Source organism: Pseudomonas viridiflava (assembly GCF_001642795.1).
Lineage (GTDB): Bacteria > Pseudomonadota > Gammaproteobacteria > Pseudomonadales > Pseudomonadaceae > Aquipseudomonas > Aquipseudomonas viridiflava.
Map to the genome: position 1 here is coordinate 56,102 of NZ_LKEH01000031.1, position 21,895 is coordinate 77,996.

The following is a 21,895-nucleotide window of genomic DNA, read 5'->3' on the forward strand; positions in this document are numbered from 1 at the left end:
GCCAGCGGGCAGTATCCACAATTCAGGAGCGCGGGCCAAGCTCCGGCATCTGTCGTGGGATCAGGACGAACACCCGACATCCGATCCTGGCGTGTAAACCCCAGAAACGACAAAGCCCTGAATGATCAGGGCTTTGCGCTACCAAATATGGCGGAGGCATAGAGATTCGAACTCTAGGACCTGTTACAGTCGGCAGTTTTCAAGACTGCTGCCTTAAACCACTCGGCCATACCTCCACTTCGTTGCGGGCGCCATAATACCGGAATGAAACAAGCTGTCAAACTCTCTGACTAGCCAGTTGCAGCGCCTCTGTTATGATCTTTGCAACTCAACATTTCATCAGTAAGGAGTTTCGCAATGCGCGAACAGGATTACGCCCTTAAAACCGGCATGCAGGCCGACCAGCTAGAGGTTAGTCGTGTCCTGCGCAATACGTATGGTCTTCTGGCCCTGACCCTCGCATTCAGCGGTGTCATGGCGTTCATGGCTCAACAGATGCGCGTCGGCTACCCGAACATTTTCGTGGTGCTGATCGGCTTCTACGGCCTTTTCTTCCTGACCAACAAACTCCGTGACTCGGTATGGGGTCTGGTTTCGACCTTCGCCCTGACAGGTTTCATGGGTTTCCTGCTGGGCCCGATCCTTAACCGTTATCTGGGTATGGCGGGCGGCGCTGAAGTGGTCAGCTCTGCGTTTGCGATGACCGCGCTGGTGTTCGGTGGTCTTTCGGCTTACGTGCTGATCACTCGCAAGGACATGAGTTTCCTGGGTGGCTTCATCACCGCAGGCTTCTTTGTTCTGCTGGGTGCGGTGCTGGCCAGCATGTTCTTCCAGATCAGTGGCCTGCAGCTGGCGATCAGCGCCGGTTTCGTACTGTTCTCGTCGGTCTGCATTCTGTTCCAGACCAGCGCCATCATTAATGGCGGCGAGCGCAACTACATCATGGCCACGGTCAGCCTGTATGTTTCGATCTACAACCTGTTCGTCAGCCTGCTGCAGATTTTCGGCATCATGAGCCGCGACGACTGATAACGGCTTGTCGCTCACAGAGGCTTGCCTCTGCTGAATGAACACAAGGTCGCCACGCAATAAACAAACGCCCCGACTTGTCGGGGCGTTTGCTTTTGTGAAATCGGAAAGTGGTCGATTGGTCCCTGCTGAAGAGCAGGGCACTCGAACCTCAAGCGCCGTGCGGAAGGGTTCAGGTCAGCCTTGATACGCTGTGAAAATCCCTGACCCTTCGATCAAAAATTCCATGACCGATCGGTCATATTTATCAAGATTGTTACAAGTCTTTCAGCGGCTTATGGCGCATTGGCATATCACTAAAATAATTATCAGGTTATTCCCCAACGCCTGTAGGCATTTTCCTGCTTTTGGCTAATTGACATCATCGCAGAGGGATAGACACAGGATTTCCGAATGTGTCAGTTTGCTTACGCTTCAAAAGCGAGTGACAGGACTCTCTCGCTACCCGAGGGAGGCTGTCGTACCAAACTGTTCAATCTGTAGACAAGGAAGTGACATGTCGAAAGTTAAAGAAAATGCTGCTCTCTCGGCCGTGCAACTGGCGGCAACCGGAAGCTCGGCGTTCAACCAGATCGATACTTTTGTCCATACCTACGATCGCGGTGGCAATCTCACGATCAATGGCAAACCGTCGTATTCTGTCGATCAAGCTGCTGACTACATCCTCCGCGACGACGCTGCATGGGTGGATCGTGACGGCAACGGCACCATCAATCTCACCTATACGTTCCTGACGGCTCGACCTTCCGGGTTCGATACGTCGCTGGGGACCTTCAGTGCATTCAACGCGCAGCAGAAGGCTCAAGCTGTGTTGTCGATGCAATCCTGGGCGGATGTCGCCAAGGTTACGTTCACCCAGGCCGCTTCCGGCGGCGACGGGCACATGACGTTCGGCAACTACAGCGATGGCAGCAGCGGCGGAGCGGCGTTCGCTTACCTGCCAAGCGGCAACAGCCGGTACGATGGCCAGTCCTGGTACCTGACCAATAACTCCTACACGGTCAACCTGACGCCAGACAATGGCAACTACGGTCGTCAGACACTGACCCACGAAATCGGCCACTCTCTGGGCCTGTCTCACCCTGGCGACTACAACGCCGGCGAAGGCAACCCGACCTATAACGATGTCAGCTACGCAGAAGACACACGTGGCTACAGCGTCATGAGTTACTGGAGTGAGTCCAACACCGATCAGAACTTCGTCAAGGGCGGCTCGCCGACCTATTCGTCAGGGCCGTTGATGGATGACATCGCAGCCATCCAGCAACTCTACGGTGCCAACATGAGCACCCGTGCCGGTGATACGGTGTACGGTTTCAACTCCACTGCCGGTCGTGATTTCTACAGCGCAACCTCCGCCTCTTCCAAGGTGGTGTTTTCGGTCTGGGATGGCGGCGGCAAGGACACGCTGGATTTCTCCGGTTTCACTCAGAACCAGAAAATCAACCTCAACGAAGCGTCGTTCTCGGATGTCGGCGGCATGGTGGGCAACGTTTCCATCGCCAAGGGCGTTCTGGTCGAAAACGCCGTGGGCGGATCAGGCAATGATCTGCTGGTCGGTAATGCTGCGGCCAACGACCTCAAGGGCGGTGCCGGCAACGACATCATCTACGGCGGTGGCGGTGCTGACTCCCTGTGGGGCGGCGCGGGCGCGGACATTTTCGTGTTCGGTGCCAGTTCCGACTCCAACCGGGCAGCACAAGACACGATCCGTGACTTCACCCGCGGTCAGGACAAGATCGACGTGTCGGCCATCTCGTCGCTGACCTCGCTGCAGTTCGTGAACGCGTTCAGCGGTCATGCGGGCGAAGCGATCCTGAGCTACACCCAGAGCACCAACCTGGGCAGCCTCGCCATTGACTTCACCGGTCAAGGCGTCGCTGACTTCCTGGTCGGCACTGTCGGCCAGGCGGTTGCCACCGATATCGTGGTGTAAACAGTAGTACTCATGGGTGGCTCGCATGAGCCGCCCATGTTCTGGAATATGGCCATCATGAGCATCCAACACCTTTTTCGAAACATTGCGGCAGCCGTTGCGCTGCTGGCAGCGATTTCTGGAGTCAGTATGGCGACGAGTTTGAAGTTACCCAGCCCCGCTGAACTCAGTGGCAAGTGGCGACTGTTCGCTCAGGCCCGGCCGAGTGAGGCGTGTGAGTTGCAACTCAATACCGACGCGCCGCAATTGGGCGGGGACCCGGTCTGCGCCTCGCGCTGGCTGAGCGATACGCCAACGGGATGGTTTCCCACGCCTGACGGGCTGGCGTTTACCGACAAGGAAGGCTCCGGTCTGATCCATTTCAACCACATGGGCAATCAGCTGTATCAGGCCCGGTTGCCTGGAGGCGACCTGCTCACGCTGGCACGTCTTATCGAGCAGGACTGAGCCGCACGGATTCGCAAACCGATAACTTTGACCGATGTCACCCGGCTGCGAACGCGGCCTTCAAGGAAGAATCATGAGTGCGTTGCCGTTGGGTGCCCACCCTCCGCTTTATAAAGCCCTGGGGCACTACAAACGCGCGCTGATCAGCGTCGGTTGTTTTACCGCGCTGATCAACGTGTTGATGCTGGCTCCATCCATTTACATGTTGCAGGTCTACGACCGCGTCCTGACCTCCCAGAATCAGACCACGCTGGTCATGCTGACCCTGATGGTGGTCGGCTTTTTTGCCTTCATTGGGCTGTTGGAAATGATCCGCAGTTTCGTGGTGATCCGCATCGGCAGTGAGCTGGAGCGTCGCTTCAATCTGCGTGTCTATCAGGCGGCGTTCGAAAGCAATCTGCATGCGGGGCAACGTCAGGCGGGCCAGGCTCTGGGTGATCTGACGTTCATTCGCCAGTTTCTGACCGGTCCGGCCTTGTTCGCGTTCTTCGATGCGCCCTGGTTTCCCATCTATCTGGCGGTGATTTTTCTCTTCGATCCCTGGCTGGGGCTGCTGGCCACCGTGGGCGCCGCGTTGCTGGTGGCGCTGGCCTGTCTGAACGAGTGGCTGACCCGTAAACCCCTTGGCGAAGCCAGCGGTTTTTCGCAGCAGTCCTCGCAACTGGCGACCCGTCATCTGCAGCAGGCCGAGGCGATCCAGGCCATGGGCATGCTCGATGCCTTGCGCCGACGCTGGTTCGATGTCCACGGGCGTTTTCTGGCTCGTCAGAATGACGCCAGCGATACCGGGGCGGTGATCAGTTCGATCAGCAAGGCGCTGCGCCTGTGTCTGCAGTCGCTGGTACTGGGCCTCGGTGCGTTTCTGGTCATTCGTGGCCAGATGACCCCCGGCATGATGATCGCAGGTTCGATCCTCATGGGGCGGGTATTGAGTCCGATCGATCAACTGATTGCCGTCTGGAAACAATGGAGTTCGGCGCGTCTGGCGTATGGACGGCTGGATCAGTTGCTCAAGACCTACGCCGAACCCGCACAACGCATGGCGTTGCCGGTGCCACGCGGTCAACTGGGGCTCGAACAGGTCAGCGCCGCACCGCCGGGTGTGACCGTGCCGACCTTGCATCAGGTCAACTTTCAGCTGAAAGCCGGCGAAGTGCTCGGCGTGCTGGGGGCGTCCGGTTCCGGAAAATCGACCCTGGCGCGTGTGTTGATCGGCATCTGGCCGGTGCTCGGTGGCACGGTGCGACTCGACGGTGCCGACATGCACCGTCTGGATCGCGAAGCGCTCGGGCCTTACATCGGTTATCTGCCGCAAGACATCGAACTGTTCAGCGGCACCGTGGCGCAGAACATCGCGCGCTTCCGTGAAGGTGACGCCAGCGCTGTGGTGGCTGCGGCGCAACTGGCGGGTGTGCACGAACTGATTCTGCGTCTGCCGCAGGGCTACGACACGCGCCTGGGCGACGACGGCGGCGGCTTGTCCGGCGGGCAGAAGCAACGGGTCGCACTGGCCCGGGCCTTATATGGCGAACCGAAGCTGGTGGTGCTCGACGAACCCAACTCCAACCTGGACACCGCAGGCGAGGCCGCATTGACCCGAGCGATCAGTGAACTCAAAGCTCGTGGCTGTACGGTGGTGCTGGTCACTCATCGAACCGCGTCCTTGTCTCAGACCGATCAACTGCTGGTGCTCAACGAAGGACGAATGCAAGCGTTCGGACCCACGGCACAGGTTCTTCAGGCCCTGTCCGGGCAGGCTCCTCAGCCGCAACCTTCCGTGCAGCCGCAACCACCGTCATCACCGCGTCCGGCCGTCGGGCTTTCCATGAGCCGCCAGTACGGCACACAGAACAGGCAGTCCGAAGTATGAGCAGCCCACTCCTCAACGATTACGCCGTTCCGGGCAAGGAACGCAGCGTGCAGTTCTTTACCCGTGCCGGTTGGCTGCTGACGCTCGTCGGTGCCGGCAGTTTCTTTTTATGGGCAAGTCTTGCGCCACTGGATCAAGGCATCGCAGTGCAGGGCACGGTGGTGGTATCGGGCAAGCGCAAGGCGGTGCAGTCGCTGGACAGCGGCGTAGTGAGCCGGATTCTGGTCACTGAAGGACAGGCTGTAAAAGAAGGCGAGCCGCTGTTTCGTCTGGATCAGACCCAGGTCGAAGCTGATGTTCAGTCGTTGCGCGCTCAATATCGGCTGGCCTGGGCAAGTCTGGCGCGCTGGCAGAGTGAGCGCGATAACCTGAGCGACGTGAATTTTCCCGCCGAGTTGATTGCCGCCGTGCAGGGACAGGACCCTGATCCGCGGCTGGCAATGGTACTCGAAGGGCAGCGCCAGTTGTTCAGCAGCCGCAGGCAGGCCCTTGCGCGTGAACAGGCCGGGCTGCAGGCGAGTATCGAAGGTGCAGGCGCGCAACTGGCCGGCATGCGTCGGGCGCGCTCCGATCTTCTGGCGCAGGCCGATTCGCTGCGCCAGCAGTTGAGCAACCTGCAACCGCTCGCGCAAAACGGCTTCATTCCGCGCAACCGCCTCCTGGAATACGAGCGCCAGTTGTCCCAGGTCCAGCAGGAAATGGCGCAGAACGCCGGAGAAACCGGGCGGATCGAGCAGGGCATCGTCGAGTCACGGCTGCGCCTGCAGCAACAGCGTGAGGAATACCAGAAAGAGGTGCGTACGCAGTGGGCCGACGCGCAGGTCAAGACCCTCACACTTGAGCAGCAGTTGGCGTCTGCGGGTTTCAGTCTGCAGCACAGCGAGATTCTTGCACCTGCTGACGGCATCGCCGTAAACCTCGGCGTACACACGGAAGGCGCCGTGGTGCGCGCCGGTCAGACCCTGCTGGAAGTTGTCCCGCAAGACACCCGGCTCGAAGTCGAAGGCCGCTTGCCGGTCAACCTGATCGACAAGGTCGGCAGTCATCTGCCCGTAGACATTCTGTTCACGGCCTTCAACCAGAACAGCACGCCACGGGTAACGGGCGAGGTGAGCCTCATATCGGCCGACCAGCTGGAAGACGAGAAAACCGGTCAGCCTTATTACGTCCTGCGCACCTCGGTTAGTGATGCGGTGATGGAGAAGCTCAACGGTCTGGTGATCAAGCCCGGCATGCCCGCAGAGATGTTCGTGCGCACCGGCGAGCGTTCGCTGCTCAATTATCTGTTCAAACCTCTGCTGGATCGTGCCGGCTCCGCGTTGACCGAGGAATAGGATGATCCACTTGACCCGTAAGGCTGCCGCGCTGGCAGCCCTGTTGCTCTGCGTCTCTCCCGCAAGCCATGCCCTGGGGCCGTTTCAGATCTACGAGCAGGCGCTGCGCAATGATCCGGTTTTTCTGGGTGCGCTGAAGGAGCGTGATGCGGGGCTGGAAAATCGTGCCATCGGCCGCGCAGGCCTGCTGCCCAGAGTGTCGTACAACTACAACAAGGGGCGTAACGACTCCAAGGCGACCTTGAAGGGCGGGCGTGAAGACACCACCGATCATCGTCATTACAACAGTTTCGGTTCCAGCCTCACGATCCAGCAGCCCCTGCTCGATTACGAGGCCTACGCCAACTACCGCAAAGGCGTCGCTCAGGCGTTGTTTGCCGATGAGACCTTTCGCGGTAAAAGTCAGGAACTGCTGGTTCGGGTTCTGACGGCGTACACCCAGGCATTGTTCGCTCAGGACCAGATCAATATCGCCCAGGCCAAGCAACAGGCTTTCGAGCGTCAGTTCGAACAGAACCGGCAGATGTTTCAGCAAGGCGAGGGCACACGCACCGACATTCTCGAAGCCGAATCGCGCAATGAACTGGCGATTGCCGAACAGATCGAGGCCCGCGATGAGCAGGATGCCGCCTTGCGTGAACTGGGCGCGCTACTGGGTGAACAGGCGATTTCCATCGAGCAGCTGGATCCGCTCAGGGACGGCTTTCAGGCCATGGTTCTGGAACCGTCGAGCTACAGCGAGTGGCACGCGCTGGCAATGGCCAACAGCCCGATTCTCGCCTCGCAACGCCAGGCACTTGAAGTGGCTCGTTACGAAGTGGAGCGTAACCGTGCCGGTCATTTGCCACGGGTCAATGCCTACGCGAGCATTCGCCAGAACGAGTCCGACAGCGGCAATACCTACAACCAGCGGTACGACACCAACACGGTGGGCATCGAGGTCAGCCTGCCGCTGTACGCAGGCGGCGGAACCAGCGCTTCGGTGCGTCAGGCCAACAGCGTGAGGGAGCAGGCGGAGTACGAGCTGGAAGGCAAGACCCGGGAAACCCTGATCGAACTGCGTCGGCAATTCAATGCGTCCACTTCCGGGGTGAATAAACTGCGCGCCTATCAAAAGGCGCTGGTGTCGGCGCAGGCGCTGGTCGAGTCGACGCGCCAGAGCATTCTGGGTGGCGAGCGCATCAACCTCGATGCGCTAAACGCTGAACAACAGCTCTACAGCACGCGCCGCGACCTGGCGCGTGCTCGTTACGACTACCTGATGGCCTGGATCAAGTTGCACTACCACGCAGGCACCTTGCGCGATACCGATCTGGCGCGCATCGACGAGGCGTTCGTGCAGCCGCGTTGACCAAGCGTCAGGCGGTTTTGCCGAAACGCTTGAGCGAGAATGCCGACAGGTCCACGTCGCTGGTGCCGCGCAGACAACGCTGCGCCAGCGCCAGCCCCAGACCAGCGGAATGCTTGAAGCCGTGTCCTGAGCAGGCCGAGACCACGGTCACGTTCTTCAGGTGCGGGTGATCGTCGATGATGAAGTGGTAATCCGGCGTCACGGTGTAGGCGCACACCGATGACTTCACCACGTCTGCCTTTATGCCTGCAATTTTGCCGCTGACCTGCGTCTGGAACATCGTCTGTTCGTCCTCGGCACTGACGCTGCGGTCCAGCTCGCAGGCCTGTGACGCATGCAGATACTGCTCAGTAGCAATCTTCATGCTGCCTTCGCCGGGTAATGGCGGGAAGCCGTAATTGATATCCACCTCGCCAGGGCCGTGGGTCAGGATGAAGCTGGGCGATACCGGGGCGAAGGCGGCAGTGTCTTCCAGTGCGAACCAGAACAGCTGCTGCCGACAGACGCGCAGCAGATCGGTAAAGGGCTCGCCCAGTAGTTGCGACGACCACATCCCGGCACTGACCACCACCTTGTTCGCGATAATCGATCCCTGATCGCTGGTGATGCGCACCTGATCACCATGAGCCTGCAGGCGGGTCACGGTTTCGTTCAGGCGGACGCGTGCGCCCAGTTTTCCGGCCAGTTGCAACTGGGCTGCGATGCAGCGCTCCGGCCTTACGAAACCTCCGTCAGGTTCGAAGTAGCCGATGGCGGTGTCCAGGACCGGGCTGAACTGCGGAAATCGTTCGCGAATGGCCCCGGCTGAAAGCACTTCATGCTTCACACCGTACTCACGGGCGAGGGCGATCGTCTTGTGGGTGAAATCTTCCGGGTCGTTTGGGTCATACGCCGGGCTGGATGTCATCACCAACACGCCGCACTGCTCGAACAGGGATTCGCCGGTCAATGCTTCAAGCTCACGCCAGATGCGGTGGGAATTGCGCACCAGCGGCAGGTATTGCGGCCCTTCGCCTACCGACAGCCGGGTGATGCGCGTATCACCATGGCTGGAACCCAGCGTGTGGGGAGGTGCGTACTGGTCGATCCCAAGCACATCCGCGCCTTCTCTGGCCAACTGATAAAGCGTGGCGGCACCCATCGCGCCCAAGCCCAGAACGGCCACGTCACATTGTTGCTCCATCTGCAGACTGCCTCGGGTAAAGGATCCATTTCAGAGGCAAGCGCGCCAGGAAGCAACAGTCAATTTCATCTATCGATAGGCCGGGGCATGACCATGCATATTCGGGGCTGGATTTGCAGCAGATAGATGTAAGATTTTTGGCTTGCGCTCTTGAACGGTTTTAAGGTTCGAAATTTGCCATAAGTTGTCCACGGAAATCGTGGGTATGTCTGTGGGTAACTTTTTGAAACCCTTGATTGGCGTGGGGTGCAGCTGTGTGGTTAATTTATGAACAGCTCATGATCTGCTCTGCTGCTGTGCAGAGATTTGTCCGGGAATTCCGGTCTTGCGGAGTGTCATGACGCACAAAAAGGAAATTTTTTCGTGGCGTCGAGCTTGCAAAAATCTGTCGCCTGCGTGAGGAAAAACCTGCCGCCCGTAGCCCCTGAGTGATCGATGTGCCAGACCGGTTCCATGATCGTTCCTGATGTCGTTCCGAACGTCTTCGATGACCTCGATCCGGCTGCGCAGGGTGCGAAAATGGAGCTGTCACAATCGAATGCCATGTTTTTTTGCTCTGCACACCGCTCGAAAAATCTATCGTCGTACAGAATCCAGCCAACTAAGCCGCCACGAATGCGTTCGGAAAACCGACTATTGTCTGCCGGATCACAGCGCAATTTCGGTGCATGTTACAACAACTACTGTCAAACAAGAGGTGCCCGGACAGCTCTACACTTCGTTGATGACAACCTTATTAAATCATTTGCTGGAAGTTGCGCATCATTGTGCAGATTTTGCTGACATGCCCTGTTTCAGTGCCACGTCACATTCGGTAAACCGAATGCCGTCATGATTGCCTCAATAGGCACCATAGAAAAACACCACAAGATAATTGTCTTACATTAATTTAAAGTAGGCGGTTCGCGGCACCGGACGCCTGGCGACTCTTGAAGTCCGTACCCGAAGTATTCCTGATATTCGACGGAACTGATTATCATCGTAAGGGGAATGGATGGATGAGTGTGCTATGAACAACGACTCATTGCCGATGGAGCATGAGGTTCTCGATATCTTTGGCACTCTGCAGTCCTTTATCCGCAAGGCAGCTCCGCTCAATGTCGATATGGTTCTGGAAGGCGAAACCGGCACAGGGAAGGACACACTTGCCCGCCGGATTCATCAGCTGTCCGGCCGGGAAGGGCCGCTGGTTGCGATCAACTGTGCGGCGGTGCCCGAGCAACTGGCCGAGAGCGAACTGTTCGGTGTGATGGCCGGTGCCTACACCGGCGCCTCCAAATCCAGAGCCGGGTATATCGAGGCTTCCCATAACGGCACGCTGTATCTGGACGAGATCGACAGCATGCCGCTGCTGTTGCAGGCCAAGCTGTTGCGTGTGCTGGAGATGCGCGGAATAGAGAGGCTGGGTTCCACCCGGTTCGTGCCGCTGAACCTTCGGGTGATCGTGGCAACCCAGACTCCGCTGGAAAAACTGGTCGAGGAAGGCAAGTTCCGCCGCGACCTGTTCTTTCGGCTCAATGTCATCAAGATTCAGCTGCCGACGTTGCGCTCCCGACTGGATCATCTGCCCTTGCTGTTCGAGCGATTTGTCGTCGAGACCGCCGAAAAGCATGGTCAGCCCATTCCGGTTCGCGCCCCGCATATCCTCAACCGGCTGCTCAGCCACCGATGGCCCGGCAATATCCGCGAACTCAAATGTGCGGCGGAGCGTTTTGTCCTGGGTATGCCGCCGCTGAGTAGCGAGAACGATTCTCAGACCGAAAGCAGTATTCATTTGAAGAGTTACCTTCGGCAATTCGAGAAGGCACTTATCCAGGATTGTCTGTCGCGCCATCCCAAGAACATCGACTCGGTTATCAATGAACTGGGTATTCCACGGCGCACCTTGTATCACCGCATGAAGCGCCTGAGCATCAACTCGCCCGAGCTGTGATCATCACCTTGAAATGATTGTCGTCATTCAATGGAACTGCTTTTGACTGTCGGCCACTCATGCTTCGAACACACATGATGTGTTCGAACATTCTCGATGATCAGGAGTAATAACTATGGCTGGTACTGCTTCGCTCGGCGCTTCGATGGCTGCAATGACCAAAATGGATGCAACTGCAGCTGCAACCACAACAATGAACGCTGAAGCCCAATCCAACAAGATGATGACCGATACCGTGAACGGTATCGCCAGCGCCTATCAGGACTCCGCCACCAAGGCGCAGAACTCTGCACAGCAAACCGGTAAGGCGATCAACTACTAAGTGGTTGGCGTGCCCTCTCGGTCTACACCGAGAGGGCTTCAACCTGTGCGGTTTTCAAGGAGTGGATTCATGATTTCTTCTACTGCAAGCGTTCCACAAAGTGCCTCCTTCCAAAGTACATTCGCCAGCACGCAAATGACCTCCATGCAGTCCGATTCGGGCGGCGCGGCAGGCAAGATCGCTTCGCTGCTGGGCGATTCGATGTTCGAAAAGCACGGCAGCGGTGCCAACATCCGCGATACCGACAATCCACTGCTCGGCATGGTCGCCGATCACATGGACAAGAACCCGGGAAAGTACGGAAAACCTGACGACGCCACAGGCAAAGTCAATGGTTGGCGCGACGAGCTTTCCGAAGACAAGTACCTGAACAGTGAAGAGAAGGAAGCCTTCACCAAAGGACTTGAAGGGCTGATCACCGAGTTCCTCAGTGGCGGCTCGACCGGCAGCGCTTCGGGCGGCACGGGTACGGGCACCGGGCAGGGTGTTGGCTCCGGTCAGAATCCTGCTTCCAACTGGGGCGCACCGGCTGCCAACAGCGGCAATGCCTCCGGCGGCGGTCTGCAGGAGCTGCTGGCAGCGCTGCTCGGCAGCCTGGGCGAGGAAAAGCTCGACAACCTCCTGCAGCCCAACACCAGCCCCAACGCCAAGAGCGGTCAGACGACGTTCTCATTCGAGGACAAGGATGTGCTCAAGGAAGTGTCGCGTTTCATGGACATGCACCCTGAAGAATTCGGCAAGCCTGATGGCAAGTCCAAGGACTGGATGGGCGAGTTGTCCGAAGGCGACAACGTCATGTCCAAGGGCGAGAGCGAGCAGTTCCAGAAAGCCATCGACATGATCAAGGGAGAAATCAAGGGCAGCGCGCAAGGCGACTCGCTGGGCGGCCTGTTTCCGAATGCGGAGCAGAACTTCCAGAACGGCGGCGCGGGCAACACCCTGAAAACCGATGCCAGCATCGCGGCGGGCAACGTCCTGTCGGTTCTGGTTCAGCAAAGCACCACCAACTATCGCGGTTGATGGGTAAACCTTCGTCTTGGCAGGAGAATCAACTATGGCGATCACTCGCATATCCCACCATCAACCGGGTCTTCCCGAACTTGATGCAGCGTCAGATGCGGCTCCTGCCGAGGCGGACATCAGTTGGTTCAACGCGGCCATGCGCTCGAACCCAGCGCCTGCGCAAAACGACCCGCAACGGATGATCTCGCCGCTCTCCGAGGCGTCGCTTGCCTACCAGAAAGATTCGGAAAAGGTCGACCGCAATCTGCAGCGCGCGGCCCGTTCCAACGACCCGCAAACCCTGATCGAGGCCAACCGTTCGTTGTCCTCGTTCTATCTGGAAAGTCTGTTGAGCGCCAAGCTGGTGAGCAAGGCCGCCCAGACCGTGGAAAAACTGACCAGTCTGCAATAAGGCGTGATTATGCATCCCAGGACAGTCAGGCTTGTTGTAGTCGTTCTGTTGGCATTACTGATGGCCGGTTGTGGTGATCGCATGGAATTGCATCGCGACCTGACCGAACAGGACGCCAACGAAGTTCTGGCCGAACTCGCCGGCAAAAACATCGATGCGCAGAAGCGCCTGGACAAGGGCGGCGTTGCGGTGCTCGTGTCCACCCAGGACATTTCCCGCGCTGTGCGGGTGCTTGAGGCCGTGGGTCTGCCGCGTCGTTCCCGCTCCACGCTCGGCCAGGTGTTTCGCAAGGAAGGCGTGATCTCATCGCCGCTGGAAGAACGGGCGCGCTACATCTACGCGTTATCTCAGGAACTTGAGCAGACCCTGTCGCAGATCGACGGCGTGGTCGTCGCCAGGGTTCATGTGGTGCTGCCCGAACGCATCGCGCCGGGGGAACCTGTGCAACCGGCCTCGGCTGCGGTGTTCATCAAGCATCGGGCGGACCTCGAACCCGACAGCGTGCTGCCGCGCATCCGGCGCATGGTCGCCAGCAGTATTCCCGGCATGGCCAATGCGGACGAACGGAAACTGGCCGTGGTGTTCGTGCCGGCCCAGGGTTATCAGGAGTCGGTGGAAATGGTCAGCATCGGACCGTTCAACGTCACACGCGAACGTTTCGAGTTCCTGCAGTGGGTGGCGGTGCTGTGTGGTGTCGGGCTGGTGCTGTTGCTGGCCGGTCTGTGGGCACTCAATCCGCGGCTGCGAGAGCGTCTGCTGCGAAAAAATCCTGCGCAGGCGTCGAGTGAAGCCACACCATGAACATCAGCGAACCTCAGGCGCTGATCTGGGTTCGCTGGTGGGCTCAGGGCTGGCGCGACGCACATTCCAGCTGGCAATTGTTGGAGCAGGCCAATGCCTCGACCCTTCACCTGTTGGAGCAGGTCAGTGCGCAGTCGGCCGATCGCTGTCTAGGCATGACGTCGGCGATACCGCCCAGGCCCGAGGCGCTGCTCATGCCGCTGCTGGACCTTGAGCCGCAGGAATGGACGCTGGCGCTGAGCCTGTGTGTGACGGTCTGCGCCGGTACCCATCGGCCGCGAACCGCTGATCTGGATGAGTCTGCCCACCTGTGGTGTCGTCGGCTCGGCAAGGGCTTGCAGCCCGGTCGCTGGATGCCTGAACAATGGAACCCCGATCCCTGCGAAGTGGCCGGACTGAGTCTGTTGCGCCGCCGTGTCGGTGAGCGGCTGTGGCAAAGGTTGCGACTCAGGTTTGATCGCACTGCGGTCGAGGAGGCCGAGCGGATGGTTTTCGAAGAAGTGCCTGCCGTGCGTCTGCGTGCGCTATGGCAGGCCATTGCCGGGTACGTACTGAACGCTCGTAATGAAGGAAACACTCATGTTGACCCGTCGCAGTCTGAATCTTCCAGCTGATCGAATCACGCTCATCGAGCCGCTGTTGCGTCGGGAGACCCTTGAGGAATGTCTATTGGCCGATGAGGTGTTGCAGAACGCCCGCACCCAGGCCGAGGCGATTCTCGCCCAGGCCTACGCCGAAGCCGATGTGCTGCGTCAGTCCTGTGAAGAGCAGGCACGGGCCCAGGTCTGGGAAGAAGCGCAGGTGTTGCTCGATGACCTGCGCACCCAGCGCGAGCAGGCGCTGGAAACGCTGGTCGAAACCGCCGCGCAACTGGTGAGCCAGGCGTTGGAGAGCCTGCTGGAGAAAGTACCGACCGATAAAAAGGTCAGGTCGGTGATTCGTCAGCTGGCATTGGCCAGTTCGAATCAGGACGCTGCCTTGCTGTTCTGCCATCCCGATCAGTTGGAGGCGGTGGAGCTGAGTCTTGAAACGCATGATCAGCCCGGCTGGACCCTGCGAACCGACGCCAGTCTGGACCCGGACGCCATCAGCCTGCGCACCGAACACGGCGATTTCAGCCTCGGCTGGAGCGGGTTGCAGCAACAGATCTGGCCTTGAGCATGAAGTTCTGGAACCAAAACCGGTGCCTTGCCACTCAGTCAGCAGTTCCCGGACCAGGAGTATCACCATGCTTTCTTCAGATGCACTCAGACGCCGTCTTGACAGTAATTTTGAAAACGCCCAGCAGGATCTGGATTCGGCTGCGCTGAATATGGATGCCTTTTCCCCTGAAGACTGGCACGCCTTTAACTCGGCCATTCGCCAGTCATCCACCGCCAGTTGGGCCGCCAACCAGGAGATTGTGGTCAAGCACAACCTGGCCAAGGCGATCATCAATGAAATCCGTTGACCTGCTCGCCACGGTCGAGCGCTGGCTCGACAGTGGCACGGCCGAGTTGCTGCTGCAGATCGATCAGCAACCGTTGCGCATTCAACGCGGCACCAACGGGCTGATCTATACCGCGCCGCTCAGCGCTGCCTGGCGTGGCGACGATGAAAGCCTGGCCGCCGCGCTACGCCTGTCGGGCCCCAGCATTCGACGCTTCAGTGCTGCGCTCGCACTGGATCCGCAAAGCCATCGGCTCTGCCTGGTGCAGTTTCAGTCCTTTCAGGGCACCTCGCCGGTCATCAGCATCATTGAGGCGCTGGTCAACCAGCGCGACGTGTGGGAATCGATGCTCGAAGCGGCAGCATCGCCTGCAAAACGCCCGGTTCGTCCTCTGTCTCTGGGGAATTCGTATGTTTAAGCAGTGCCTGAAACGGCTTTTCTGGATATCAGTGTTGTGTGTGCAGGCTGAAGTCGTCACTGCGGGTGTGCCTGAAGAGTGGCGCCAGTCCGCCTATGCGTACGAGGCGTCGCAAACCCCGTTGACCAAAGTGCTGTCGGATTTCGCCAGCTCGTATGGCGTGGGTCTCGACAGCCGCGGTATCACCGGTGTGGTGGATGCGAAGATTCGCGCGGGCAATGCCCAGGAGTTTCTAGACCGGCTGGCGCTGGAACATCAATTCCAGTGGTTTCTGTACAACGGCAAGCTGTACGTGAGCCCGCAGTCGGGCCAGGTGTCCCAGCGCCTTGAGGTGTCGGCTGACGCAGCGCCGGATCTGAAGCAGGCCCTCACCGATATCGGTCTCTTGGACAAGCGTTTCGGCTGGGGCGAGTTGCCGGATGAAGGCGTGGTGCTGGTCAGCGGACCGGCGCGCTATGTCGAGCTGATTCGCGGCTTCAGCAAGGAGAAAGTCAAGGCGCAGGACAAGCATCAGGTCATGATGTTTTCGTTGCGATACGCCGCCGTAGCCGACCGCGAGATTCAGTATCGCGAGCAGAGCATCACCATTCCAGGTGTCGCGACCCTGCTGGACGGCTTGCTGGAAAGCCAGCACAGGCCTCCATTGCCGCAGGACCCGGCCGCCAATATCCGCGCCATGCAGGACATGGCCGACATGGGCCAGAGCAAGATCATGAACCTGGCCAGCAACCGCAAGGCCACACCCGCACGTAGCGGCGAGAGCAAATCGAACAGCAACCGCCGTGTGGTGGCGGACGTGCGCAACAACGCGGTACTGATCTACGATGATCCAGAAAAGCGCGAGACCTACCAGCAGCTGGTGCAGCAGCTCGATCAGCCCAGCAACCTGGTGGAAATCGACGCGGTGATCCTCGACATTGATCGCAGCCAGTTGAGCAGCCTGGAATCCCGGTGGTCTGCGCGGGCAGGCTCGGTGAACTTCGGCAGCTCGTTGCTGACCGGTGGTTCATCGACCCTGTTCATCAACGATTTCGACCGGTTCTTTGCCGACATTCAGGCGCTCGAAGGGCAGGGTGTTGCTTCGGTCATTGCCCGGCCTTCGGTGCTGACGCTGGAAAATCAGCCGGCGGTGATCGATTTCAGCCGCACGGCTTACATCACCACCACCGGCGAGCGGGTTGCAAATGTTCAGCCGGTGACGGCGGGCACCAGCCTGCGGGTCATTCCCAGAACCATTGCCGGTGAGCAGCCCAACCGGTTTCAGTTGATCGTCGATATCGAAGACGGCCAGCTCGAGCGTACCCGCGATAACGATACGCCGGATGTAAAGCGCGGCACGGTCAGCACCCAGGCGGTCATCGGAGAAAACCGTTCGCTGGTCATCGGCGGTTTTCATGTCGATGAAAGCGGAGAGCGTCAGGACAAGGTGCCGATTCTCGGAAGCCTGCCGGTGATCGGTGCGCTGTTCACTTCAAAGCGCCATGAAGTCTCGCGACGTGAACGTTTATTCATCCTCACACCGCGACTGGTGGGCGATCAGCTCGATCCGTCGCGCTATATCGCCAGGGAAAACCGCCCGCAGCTCGACAGAGCCCTTGCGCTGAGCGGCTCGCCCAGTACCCGGCAACAGAAAAGGGATCGGGTGAGCAAGACGTTTTCGGAGCTGGCCAACGGACGGCTGCCGCCTGATATCAAAGAGTTATCATCTGGCGTGGCGCTGAAGGACCTGTGTAGAGTGGATCAGGATCTTTCGATCGATGCGTCCCGGGGACAATGGTTCAGGGGCGACACCTTCGATATCACCGTCGGCGTGGTTCGCAACGACAGTGGTCGTGCCAAGGCATTCTCGCTGGCGTCCTGCGCCGGAGTCCGGACACTTGCAGTAACAATGTTACCCGTAACGGAATTGCAGCCCGGCCAGTCCACCGAAGTGTTCGTGGCCACACGACCTGCCGCCGCCACTGCGGTTCCTGCAGCCCCTGTGAGAGTTTCAATATTGCCGCCTTGATGCCGATGTTGATACATGGATATACCGTCCCTGACGGTGCAGTCATTCATGTCCGGCACTCGTCTTACGCGTTAACGGTCATTTCAATACAGTCCTTTTGTCGGGAGATTCCTAAATGAAGTGGGTGCGTGTGGGTACCTTGTTTGTCGTCGCGGTATTGTTGAGCGCCTGTGCGACAATGCAAACATCTTGTTTTTCCAGTGATTGCCAGCAACTTGGCGCCAACAGTTCCAGCCTTAAAGTTTGGTGGTCGCCGGAATTGCGCAACGATTCATCTGAATACAGCCTGGTACATCTGAATGACTGAAACGATTTTGCGCAGTAATGATCAGCGGGACTTCTTCGTCAGTATCGGCCAGCAGCGACCGAGTACCTGGCAATGGGCTCCGGGGATCGACTTCGTTCATCGCAAGGATAGCGTGGGCTGGGGGCTGTCGCTGATGATCGAGCGCAGGGCCCAACGGCCGGATCTGTTTTCCGACGCGCTCAAGCGTCGATTCGAGAATATCGAGTCTTATGATGGTTACTATATTTGCCTGGACAGCCAGCAACGGTTTGTCGTGTGGCATGAACTGGACCCTGACTATCGGCGTGAGGACGCCCTTCAGGAACTGGTGGGCGAGTTTCTGATGCTGGCAGGGTTCAACAACTGAATTCGGAATATTTGTTCCAGCCGGAACCGGACGCCATTAATTTTCCACTCACTTGTCGCCGCGGTGTGTTTACCGCAATGACTAACTTGAGGATTATTCAATGGCGAACTCCCAACGCGACATGCAACGTTTTATTGCCCGTCTAAGTGCCACACTCGGTACACCGTTAACCCTCCAGAATGGCGTGTGCGCGCTCTACGACGGTCAGCAGCGTCAGGCGGCTGTTATTGAAGTCGCTGCGCACAGCGACCATGTGGTTATTCATAGCCGGCTTGGCCAACTGCGCAAAAGCCCGGAAAACCTGCAACGCCTGCTTGCCACCAACTTCGACACTGCGAAACTTCGCGGCTGCTGGCTCGCCCTCGATCAGCAGGATGTGCGTCTGTGTACCCAGCGTGAACTGGCTGGTCTGAACGAAGGCACTTTCTGTGACCTGGTCAATGGCTTCATTGCCCAGACCCAGCAGACCCGCACCGCAGTGGTTTCCCTGCTCAATTGACCGAGACGTCGGGAACCGCAGGTCCTCGGCAGGCCACACAGCGATGAGTGTCATGGCGGTCATGCCTGCCAGTGACACCGACGGATCGGCGGAATCGACTGTCGTTTTCCGACACATTCACTGATGGAGCGGGGTAAGCAATGTCTGATTTAACAAGCCTTTCAGGTTCGATGGGAAACCTGTCCAGCCTTCCCGGCGTGGGCGGCACGAGCATGGGTATCGGCGCTTCACTGACCGGCGCTGGCCAGGGCGTTCAGGGCGGCCAGTCCGCGCTGCAGGAGCTGGCTGGGATGCTGGCCGAGATGCTGCTGGGTTCCGGGTCTGGTTCTGGCTCGGGCTCGGGTGCAGGCGGGGGGCAATCGGCCGGTAAAAGCGCTCAGGGCGGGCAAAGCGATCTGGATTCGTTATTGCAGTCGCTTCAGGGCAACGGTCAGAGCGGTGACAAGCAGACCAAGGATTCCGGCGCTGCCGGCGGTGGCGAAAAGGAACTGCTGACTCAAGTGTTGATGGCGCTGTTCGAGAAAATCCTCGGTGGTTCGGATTCGTCTTCCGGCGCGGGCAACGGTTCGGGCGGTGGTTCGGGTGGTGCCAGTGGTATTGGCGGCGGCGGAGCCGGTGCAAGCAAGGATGCCGGTGCGCTGGGTCAGAGCCAGGGGCTGGGCGGCACTCAGGGCGCGGCGGGCGGATCAAGCACCGAGGATCTGGTCAACACGCTGATGCAGAAACTGGGTGGCGGATCGCTGGACAACTCCATTCAGCCGACTGCCGATGGCGGCGGTGAGGTGTCCCAGAACGGCAAGCTCAAGGAGCTGCTGGAAATGATCGCCCAGTTCATGGACAGCCATCCGGAAGCCTTCAGCCAGCCGTCTGATGGCGCAGGCAAAGGTGGTGGTGGTGGTGGTGGTGGTGTCGCACCGACAGGCACCGGAGGTGGCGGTGGAGCACCTTCTGTTGGCGGTGGCGGTGGCGGTGGCGGTGGTGGAGGTGGAACACCTTCCCTGGGTGGCGGTGGTGGAACACCTTCCATCGGAGGCGGTGGCGGTACTCCAGCGCCAACACCGGGCGCGGGCGGCGGCACGCCGACACCGACGGGTCCGACTGGAACACCTTCACCTACCGGTCCGACCGGCACTGGCACCAGCGGCTCGGCCACGCCGGTCTCTTTCCCGACGGCCTCGAGCAATCCGACCGTCATCAACGAGACCATCAAAGTGGGTCCTGGCGAGACGTTCGACGGCGGCGGCAAGACCTTCACCGCAGGCAAGGCTCTGGGAGATGGCGGACAGGGCGAGGGACAGAAGCCGATGTTCGAACTGGCTGAGGGCGCCACCCTGAAAAACGTGGTACTCGGTGACAACGCTGCCGATGGCGTGCATGTGCGCGCCGCCAGCGAAAAGGCCGTGAACGTGGATAACGTCCACTGGACCAATGTCGGCGAAGACGCGCTGACCGTGAAGGGTGAGGGCGGTGCCAAGGTCACTAACCTGAACATCACTAACAGCAGTGCCCAGGGCGCCAATGACAAGGTGTTCCAGCTCAACGCCGATGCGAACGTGAACGTCGATAACTTCAAGGTCAAGGATTTCGGCACCTTCATGCGCACCAATGGCGGTCAGCAGGGTGACTGGAACCTGGACCTGAAAAACATCAGTGCTGAAAACGGCAAATTCTCCTTCGTGAAAAGTGACAGCGAAGGCCTGAACCTGTCCACCAGCGGCATCGATCTGAAGAACGTCGAGAACGCCTACAGCAAACTGCCAGGCTCGACCAACCACAAGGAGGTTTGAGATGACGGTCACGCGACAACCGCAAGCGTTGCAGGAGGCGCAGGACACTCCTGAAGAGCGCTCCTGGGCAGCACTGGTGCGTGCCGGGGGCTATCTGTCTCCGGCGCAGCGCCAAGCCTTCGAGAAAGCCATCGCACTGGTCACCGACCGGATGCGCGACACCCTGGAGAAGCCGGCCACTCAGGTGGGCGATCGCTTCAGTCTGGATCATTACGTCGACAGCCTGGAACCGGGCTTCAAGCGTGATGCGGGGCAGGGCGAGCTGCAGGGCGATGCGGCGCTGACAGCCTTCTGGATCGTACGCCTGATGGCCGACCGTTTGCTTGAAGCGGCAGGCGGCAAACCGAACGTGCATTGACGCGCTGATCGTGGAAAACAAAACGGGCTCCTGTGAGCCCGTTTTTTTATAGGTGGGTTTTGCCGAATCTGCGTCTGGCGCGGATATCGCCGGGAGCGCTGTCTTGCGGCATGCCCACACAGAGCGCTCATCGTTATACACAAGTCATCTGGCTATCCAGTGAGGCAGCAGCGCTGATGCGCTTTTGTAGCGCGATGGCATGAACACCGCAGATCGCGACGCGGGTGAAGGCTGAGTTCTGGCGCTGATTCGGGGGGCAATCGGCATGGATGCCGATTGAGCTGCACTGGGCCNACTTTGGCCTCTCAAAGTAAGTCGCCGAGGGGCGAAAAGGCGACTGAAGCCATGCGCTCGGCTCACTGAGTCCGCAGTCTGTGCCATTTGTGACGCGGAGCGTCACGGGATGCATGCCCACGCGGAGCGATGGGCACGATCATCAGTGTTTGACAGACTTGTGTATAACGTTAAGCGGTGCTTCGGGAGAGGTGTCAGTGGGTGGCGGGCTTCATGAAGCGCTCTTTTTCGAACTCCATGTAGATGATCGTTCGCGGGACCGGCGTTGCGTTGACCGCGAAGTGATCCAGCGCGCCGTCAAAGATCGCGCCTGTTCCCGGTTGCTGGTGATAGAACTCGCCCGCCACATTCAGGTACGAGAAGTTCGCTTCGCCTGCTGCGCTCAGTGTGATGTGCATCTGCAGCAGGCCTTCGTCGGTCAGTTCGGGATGGCGATGAATGCTTAACAGGCTGTGCGGTGCCAGACGGGCCAGCGCCAGCACCTTGATGCCCTTGAGCGGTGCGAACAGCGCCAGAGTGCGGGGCAGGGCCGCCTGGGCCGGGCCGATGGGCGTGTCTCGAAACAGCAGCGCATACTGCGTCCAGTCCCGGTTGCCGCCTGCGGCGCCCCAACCCTTGAGCCAGCCGTAATCACCCCCTTGCTGCAGGTGCTCGCTGATTTCGGTGTGAACCTGCTGATGGGACTTGTCGGTACGATCGATGTCGAGCAGCGGGGCGTCCATGGCGGCGACCTCCTGCTGGATCACCGAGCAATTGGCAACCAGATTGGCGAGTGCGGGAAAGTCGTCGAGCGAATAAAAGGCCGTGGTCATTTTGCTATTCCTTGAGA

Annotated in this window: 23 protein-coding genes and 1 tRNA gene; 21 read left to right on the plus strand and 3 right to left on the minus strand. The window is 59.2% G+C overall.

Annotation, left to right across the window (positions count from 1 at the left end):
• Positions 1-148: 148 nt before the first annotated feature.
• Positions 149-236, minus strand: a tRNA-Ser gene (locus AO065_RS18415).
• 121 nt (positions 237-357) lie between these two features.
• On the opposite strand from AO065_RS18415, the gene AO065_RS18420 reads away from it, so the two are divergent.
• From AO065_RS18420 to AO065_RS18445, 6 genes are all read left to right on the plus strand, one after another.
• Positions 358-1,029, plus strand: coding sequence for a Bax inhibitor-1/YccA family protein (locus AO065_RS18420; RefSeq protein ID WP_004884720.1), 672 nt, complete (start codon positions 358-360; stop codon positions 1,027-1,029).
• Between the two features lie 496 nt (positions 1,030-1,525).
• Positions 1,526-2,965 carry a serralysin family metalloprotease gene (locus AO065_RS18425; RefSeq protein WP_029244543.1) on the plus strand — a complete coding sequence of 480 codons (1,440 nt, stop codon included), beginning with the start codon at positions 1,526-1,528 and terminating at the stop codon, positions 2,963-2,965.
• A gap of 57 nt (positions 2,966-3,022) precedes the next feature.
• On the plus strand, positions 3,023-3,412 hold the full coding sequence (locus AO065_RS18430) for a protease inhibitor Inh/omp19 family protein (RefSeq protein ID WP_032651762.1): 390 nt from the start codon (positions 3,023-3,025) through the stop codon (positions 3,410-3,412).
• A gap of 73 nt (positions 3,413-3,485) precedes the next feature.
• Positions 3,486-5,282 (plus strand): type I secretion system permease/ATPase, encoded by a 1,797-nt coding sequence (locus AO065_RS18435; protein WP_004884728.1) that lies wholly within the window; start codon positions 3,486-3,488, stop codon positions 5,280-5,282.
• Positions 5,279-6,616, plus strand: a complete 1,338-nt coding sequence (locus AO065_RS18440; protein ID WP_004884729.1) for an HlyD family type I secretion periplasmic adaptor subunit — start codon at positions 5,279-5,281, stop codon at positions 6,614-6,616. Before AO065_RS18435 ends, AO065_RS18440 begins: the two co-directional genes overlap by 4 nt.
• Before the next feature lies 1 nt (position 6,617).
• Positions 6,618-7,967 carry a TolC family outer membrane protein gene (locus tag AO065_RS18445; RefSeq protein ID WP_004884732.1) on the plus strand — a complete coding sequence of 450 codons (1,350 nt, stop codon included), beginning with the start codon at positions 6,618-6,620 and terminating at the stop codon, positions 7,965-7,967.
• Positions 7,968-7,974: 7 nt separating this feature from the next.
• Here the strand turns inward: AO065_RS18445 and solA are convergent, their stop codons facing one another.
• Positions 7,975-9,150 carry an N-methyl-L-tryptophan oxidase gene (gene solA / locus AO065_RS18450; protein ID WP_004884734.1) on the minus strand — a complete coding sequence of 392 codons (1,176 nt, stop codon included), beginning with the start codon at positions 9,148-9,150 and terminating at the stop codon, positions 7,975-7,977.
• Positions 9,151-10,159: 1,009 nt separating this feature from the next.
• On the opposite strand from solA, the gene AO065_RS18455 reads away from it, so the two are divergent.
• From AO065_RS18455 to AO065_RS18520, 15 genes are all read left to right on the plus strand, one after another.
• A complete protein-coding gene (locus AO065_RS18455) occupies positions 10,160-11,083 on the plus strand; it encodes a sigma 54-interacting transcriptional regulator (RefSeq protein ID WP_004884736.1) in 924 nt (307 codons plus the stop codon).
• 115 nt (positions 11,084-11,198) lie between these two features.
• Positions 11,199-11,405: a type III secretion system major pilin HrpA gene (locus AO065_RS18460; RefSeq protein WP_004884739.1), complete on the plus strand. Its 207-nt coding sequence runs from the start codon at positions 11,199-11,201 to the stop codon at positions 11,403-11,405.
• Positions 11,406-11,474: 69 nt separating this feature from the next.
• The gene (locus tag AO065_RS18465) at positions 11,475-12,425 is read left to right on the plus strand and encodes an HrpZ family protein (protein WP_004884741.1); all 951 of its coding nucleotides are present in this window, start codon (positions 11,475-11,477) and stop codon (positions 12,423-12,425) included.
• A gap of 34 nt (positions 12,426-12,459) precedes the next feature.
• A complete protein-coding gene (gene sctI, locus AO065_RS18470) occupies positions 12,460-12,819 on the plus strand; it encodes a type III secretion system inner rod subunit SctI (protein ID WP_004884743.1) in 360 nt (119 codons plus the stop codon).
• Between the two features lie 9 nt (positions 12,820-12,828).
• Complete coding sequence (gene sctJ / locus AO065_RS18475; protein ID WP_032651755.1) at positions 12,829-13,620, plus strand: type III secretion system inner membrane ring lipoprotein SctJ; 792 nt, start codon at positions 12,829-12,831, stop codon at positions 13,618-13,620.
• On the plus strand, positions 13,617-14,234 hold the full coding sequence (locus tag AO065_RS18480; protein WP_004884745.1) for a hypothetical protein: 618 nt from the start codon (positions 13,617-13,619) through the stop codon (positions 14,232-14,234). The genes sctJ and AO065_RS18480 overlap by 4 nt, the downstream gene beginning before the upstream one ends.
• Positions 14,200-14,778, plus strand: coding sequence for a type III secretion system stator protein SctL (gene sctL, locus AO065_RS18485; RefSeq protein ID WP_004884747.1), 579 nt, complete (start codon positions 14,200-14,202; stop codon positions 14,776-14,778). The genes AO065_RS18480 and sctL overlap by 35 nt, the downstream gene beginning before the upstream one ends.
• 70 nt (positions 14,779-14,848) lie before the next feature.
• Positions 14,849-15,070 carry an HrpF family protein gene (locus tag AO065_RS18490; RefSeq protein ID WP_004884749.1) on the plus strand — a complete coding sequence of 74 codons (222 nt, stop codon included), beginning with the start codon at positions 14,849-14,851 and terminating at the stop codon, positions 15,068-15,070.
• Positions 15,057-15,467: a type III secretion system chaperone gene (locus AO065_RS18495; protein ID WP_004884751.1), complete on the plus strand. Its 411-nt coding sequence runs from the start codon at positions 15,057-15,059 to the stop codon at positions 15,465-15,467. The genes AO065_RS18490 and AO065_RS18495 overlap by 14 nt, the downstream gene beginning before the upstream one ends.
• Positions 15,460-17,475, plus strand: coding sequence for a type III secretion system outer membrane ring subunit SctC (gene sctC, locus AO065_RS18500; RefSeq protein WP_032651758.1), 2,016 nt, complete (start codon positions 15,460-15,462; stop codon positions 17,473-17,475). Before AO065_RS18495 ends, sctC begins: the two co-directional genes overlap by 8 nt.
• A 115-nt stretch (positions 17,476-17,590) precedes the next feature.
• Positions 17,591-17,782, plus strand: coding sequence for a hypothetical protein (locus AO065_RS27095; protein WP_122781932.1), 192 nt, complete (start codon positions 17,591-17,593; stop codon positions 17,780-17,782).
• The gene (locus AO065_RS18505) at positions 17,775-18,128 is read left to right on the plus strand and encodes a hypothetical protein (RefSeq protein ID WP_004884755.1); all 354 of its coding nucleotides are present in this window, start codon (positions 17,775-17,777) and stop codon (positions 18,126-18,128) included. The genes AO065_RS27095 and AO065_RS18505 overlap by 8 nt, the downstream gene beginning before the upstream one ends.
• Before the next feature lie 100 nt (positions 18,129-18,228).
• A complete protein-coding gene (locus tag AO065_RS18510; RefSeq protein ID WP_004884759.1) occupies positions 18,229-18,627 on the plus strand; it encodes a type III secretion system chaperone in 399 nt (132 codons plus the stop codon).
• Positions 18,628-18,767: 140 nt separating this feature from the next.
• On the plus strand, positions 18,768-20,414 hold the full coding sequence (locus AO065_RS27605; protein ID WP_063921076.1) for a pectate lyase: 1,647 nt from the start codon (positions 18,768-18,770) through the stop codon (positions 20,412-20,414).
• A 1-nt stretch (position 20,415) separates the two neighbouring features.
• The gene (locus tag AO065_RS18520; RefSeq protein WP_004884774.1) at positions 20,416-20,772 is read left to right on the plus strand and encodes a hypothetical protein; all 357 of its coding nucleotides are present in this window, start codon (positions 20,416-20,418) and stop codon (positions 20,770-20,772) included.
• A gap of 488 nt (positions 20,773-21,260) precedes the next feature.
• On the opposite strand, the gene AO065_RS18525 is transcribed toward AO065_RS18520, so the two are convergent.
• Positions 21,261-21,878 (minus strand): aspartyl/asparaginyl beta-hydroxylase domain-containing protein, encoded by a 618-nt coding sequence (locus AO065_RS18525; RefSeq protein WP_004885163.1) that lies wholly within the window; start codon positions 21,876-21,878, stop codon positions 21,261-21,263.
• Between the last annotated feature and the right edge of the window lie 17 nt (positions 21,879-21,895).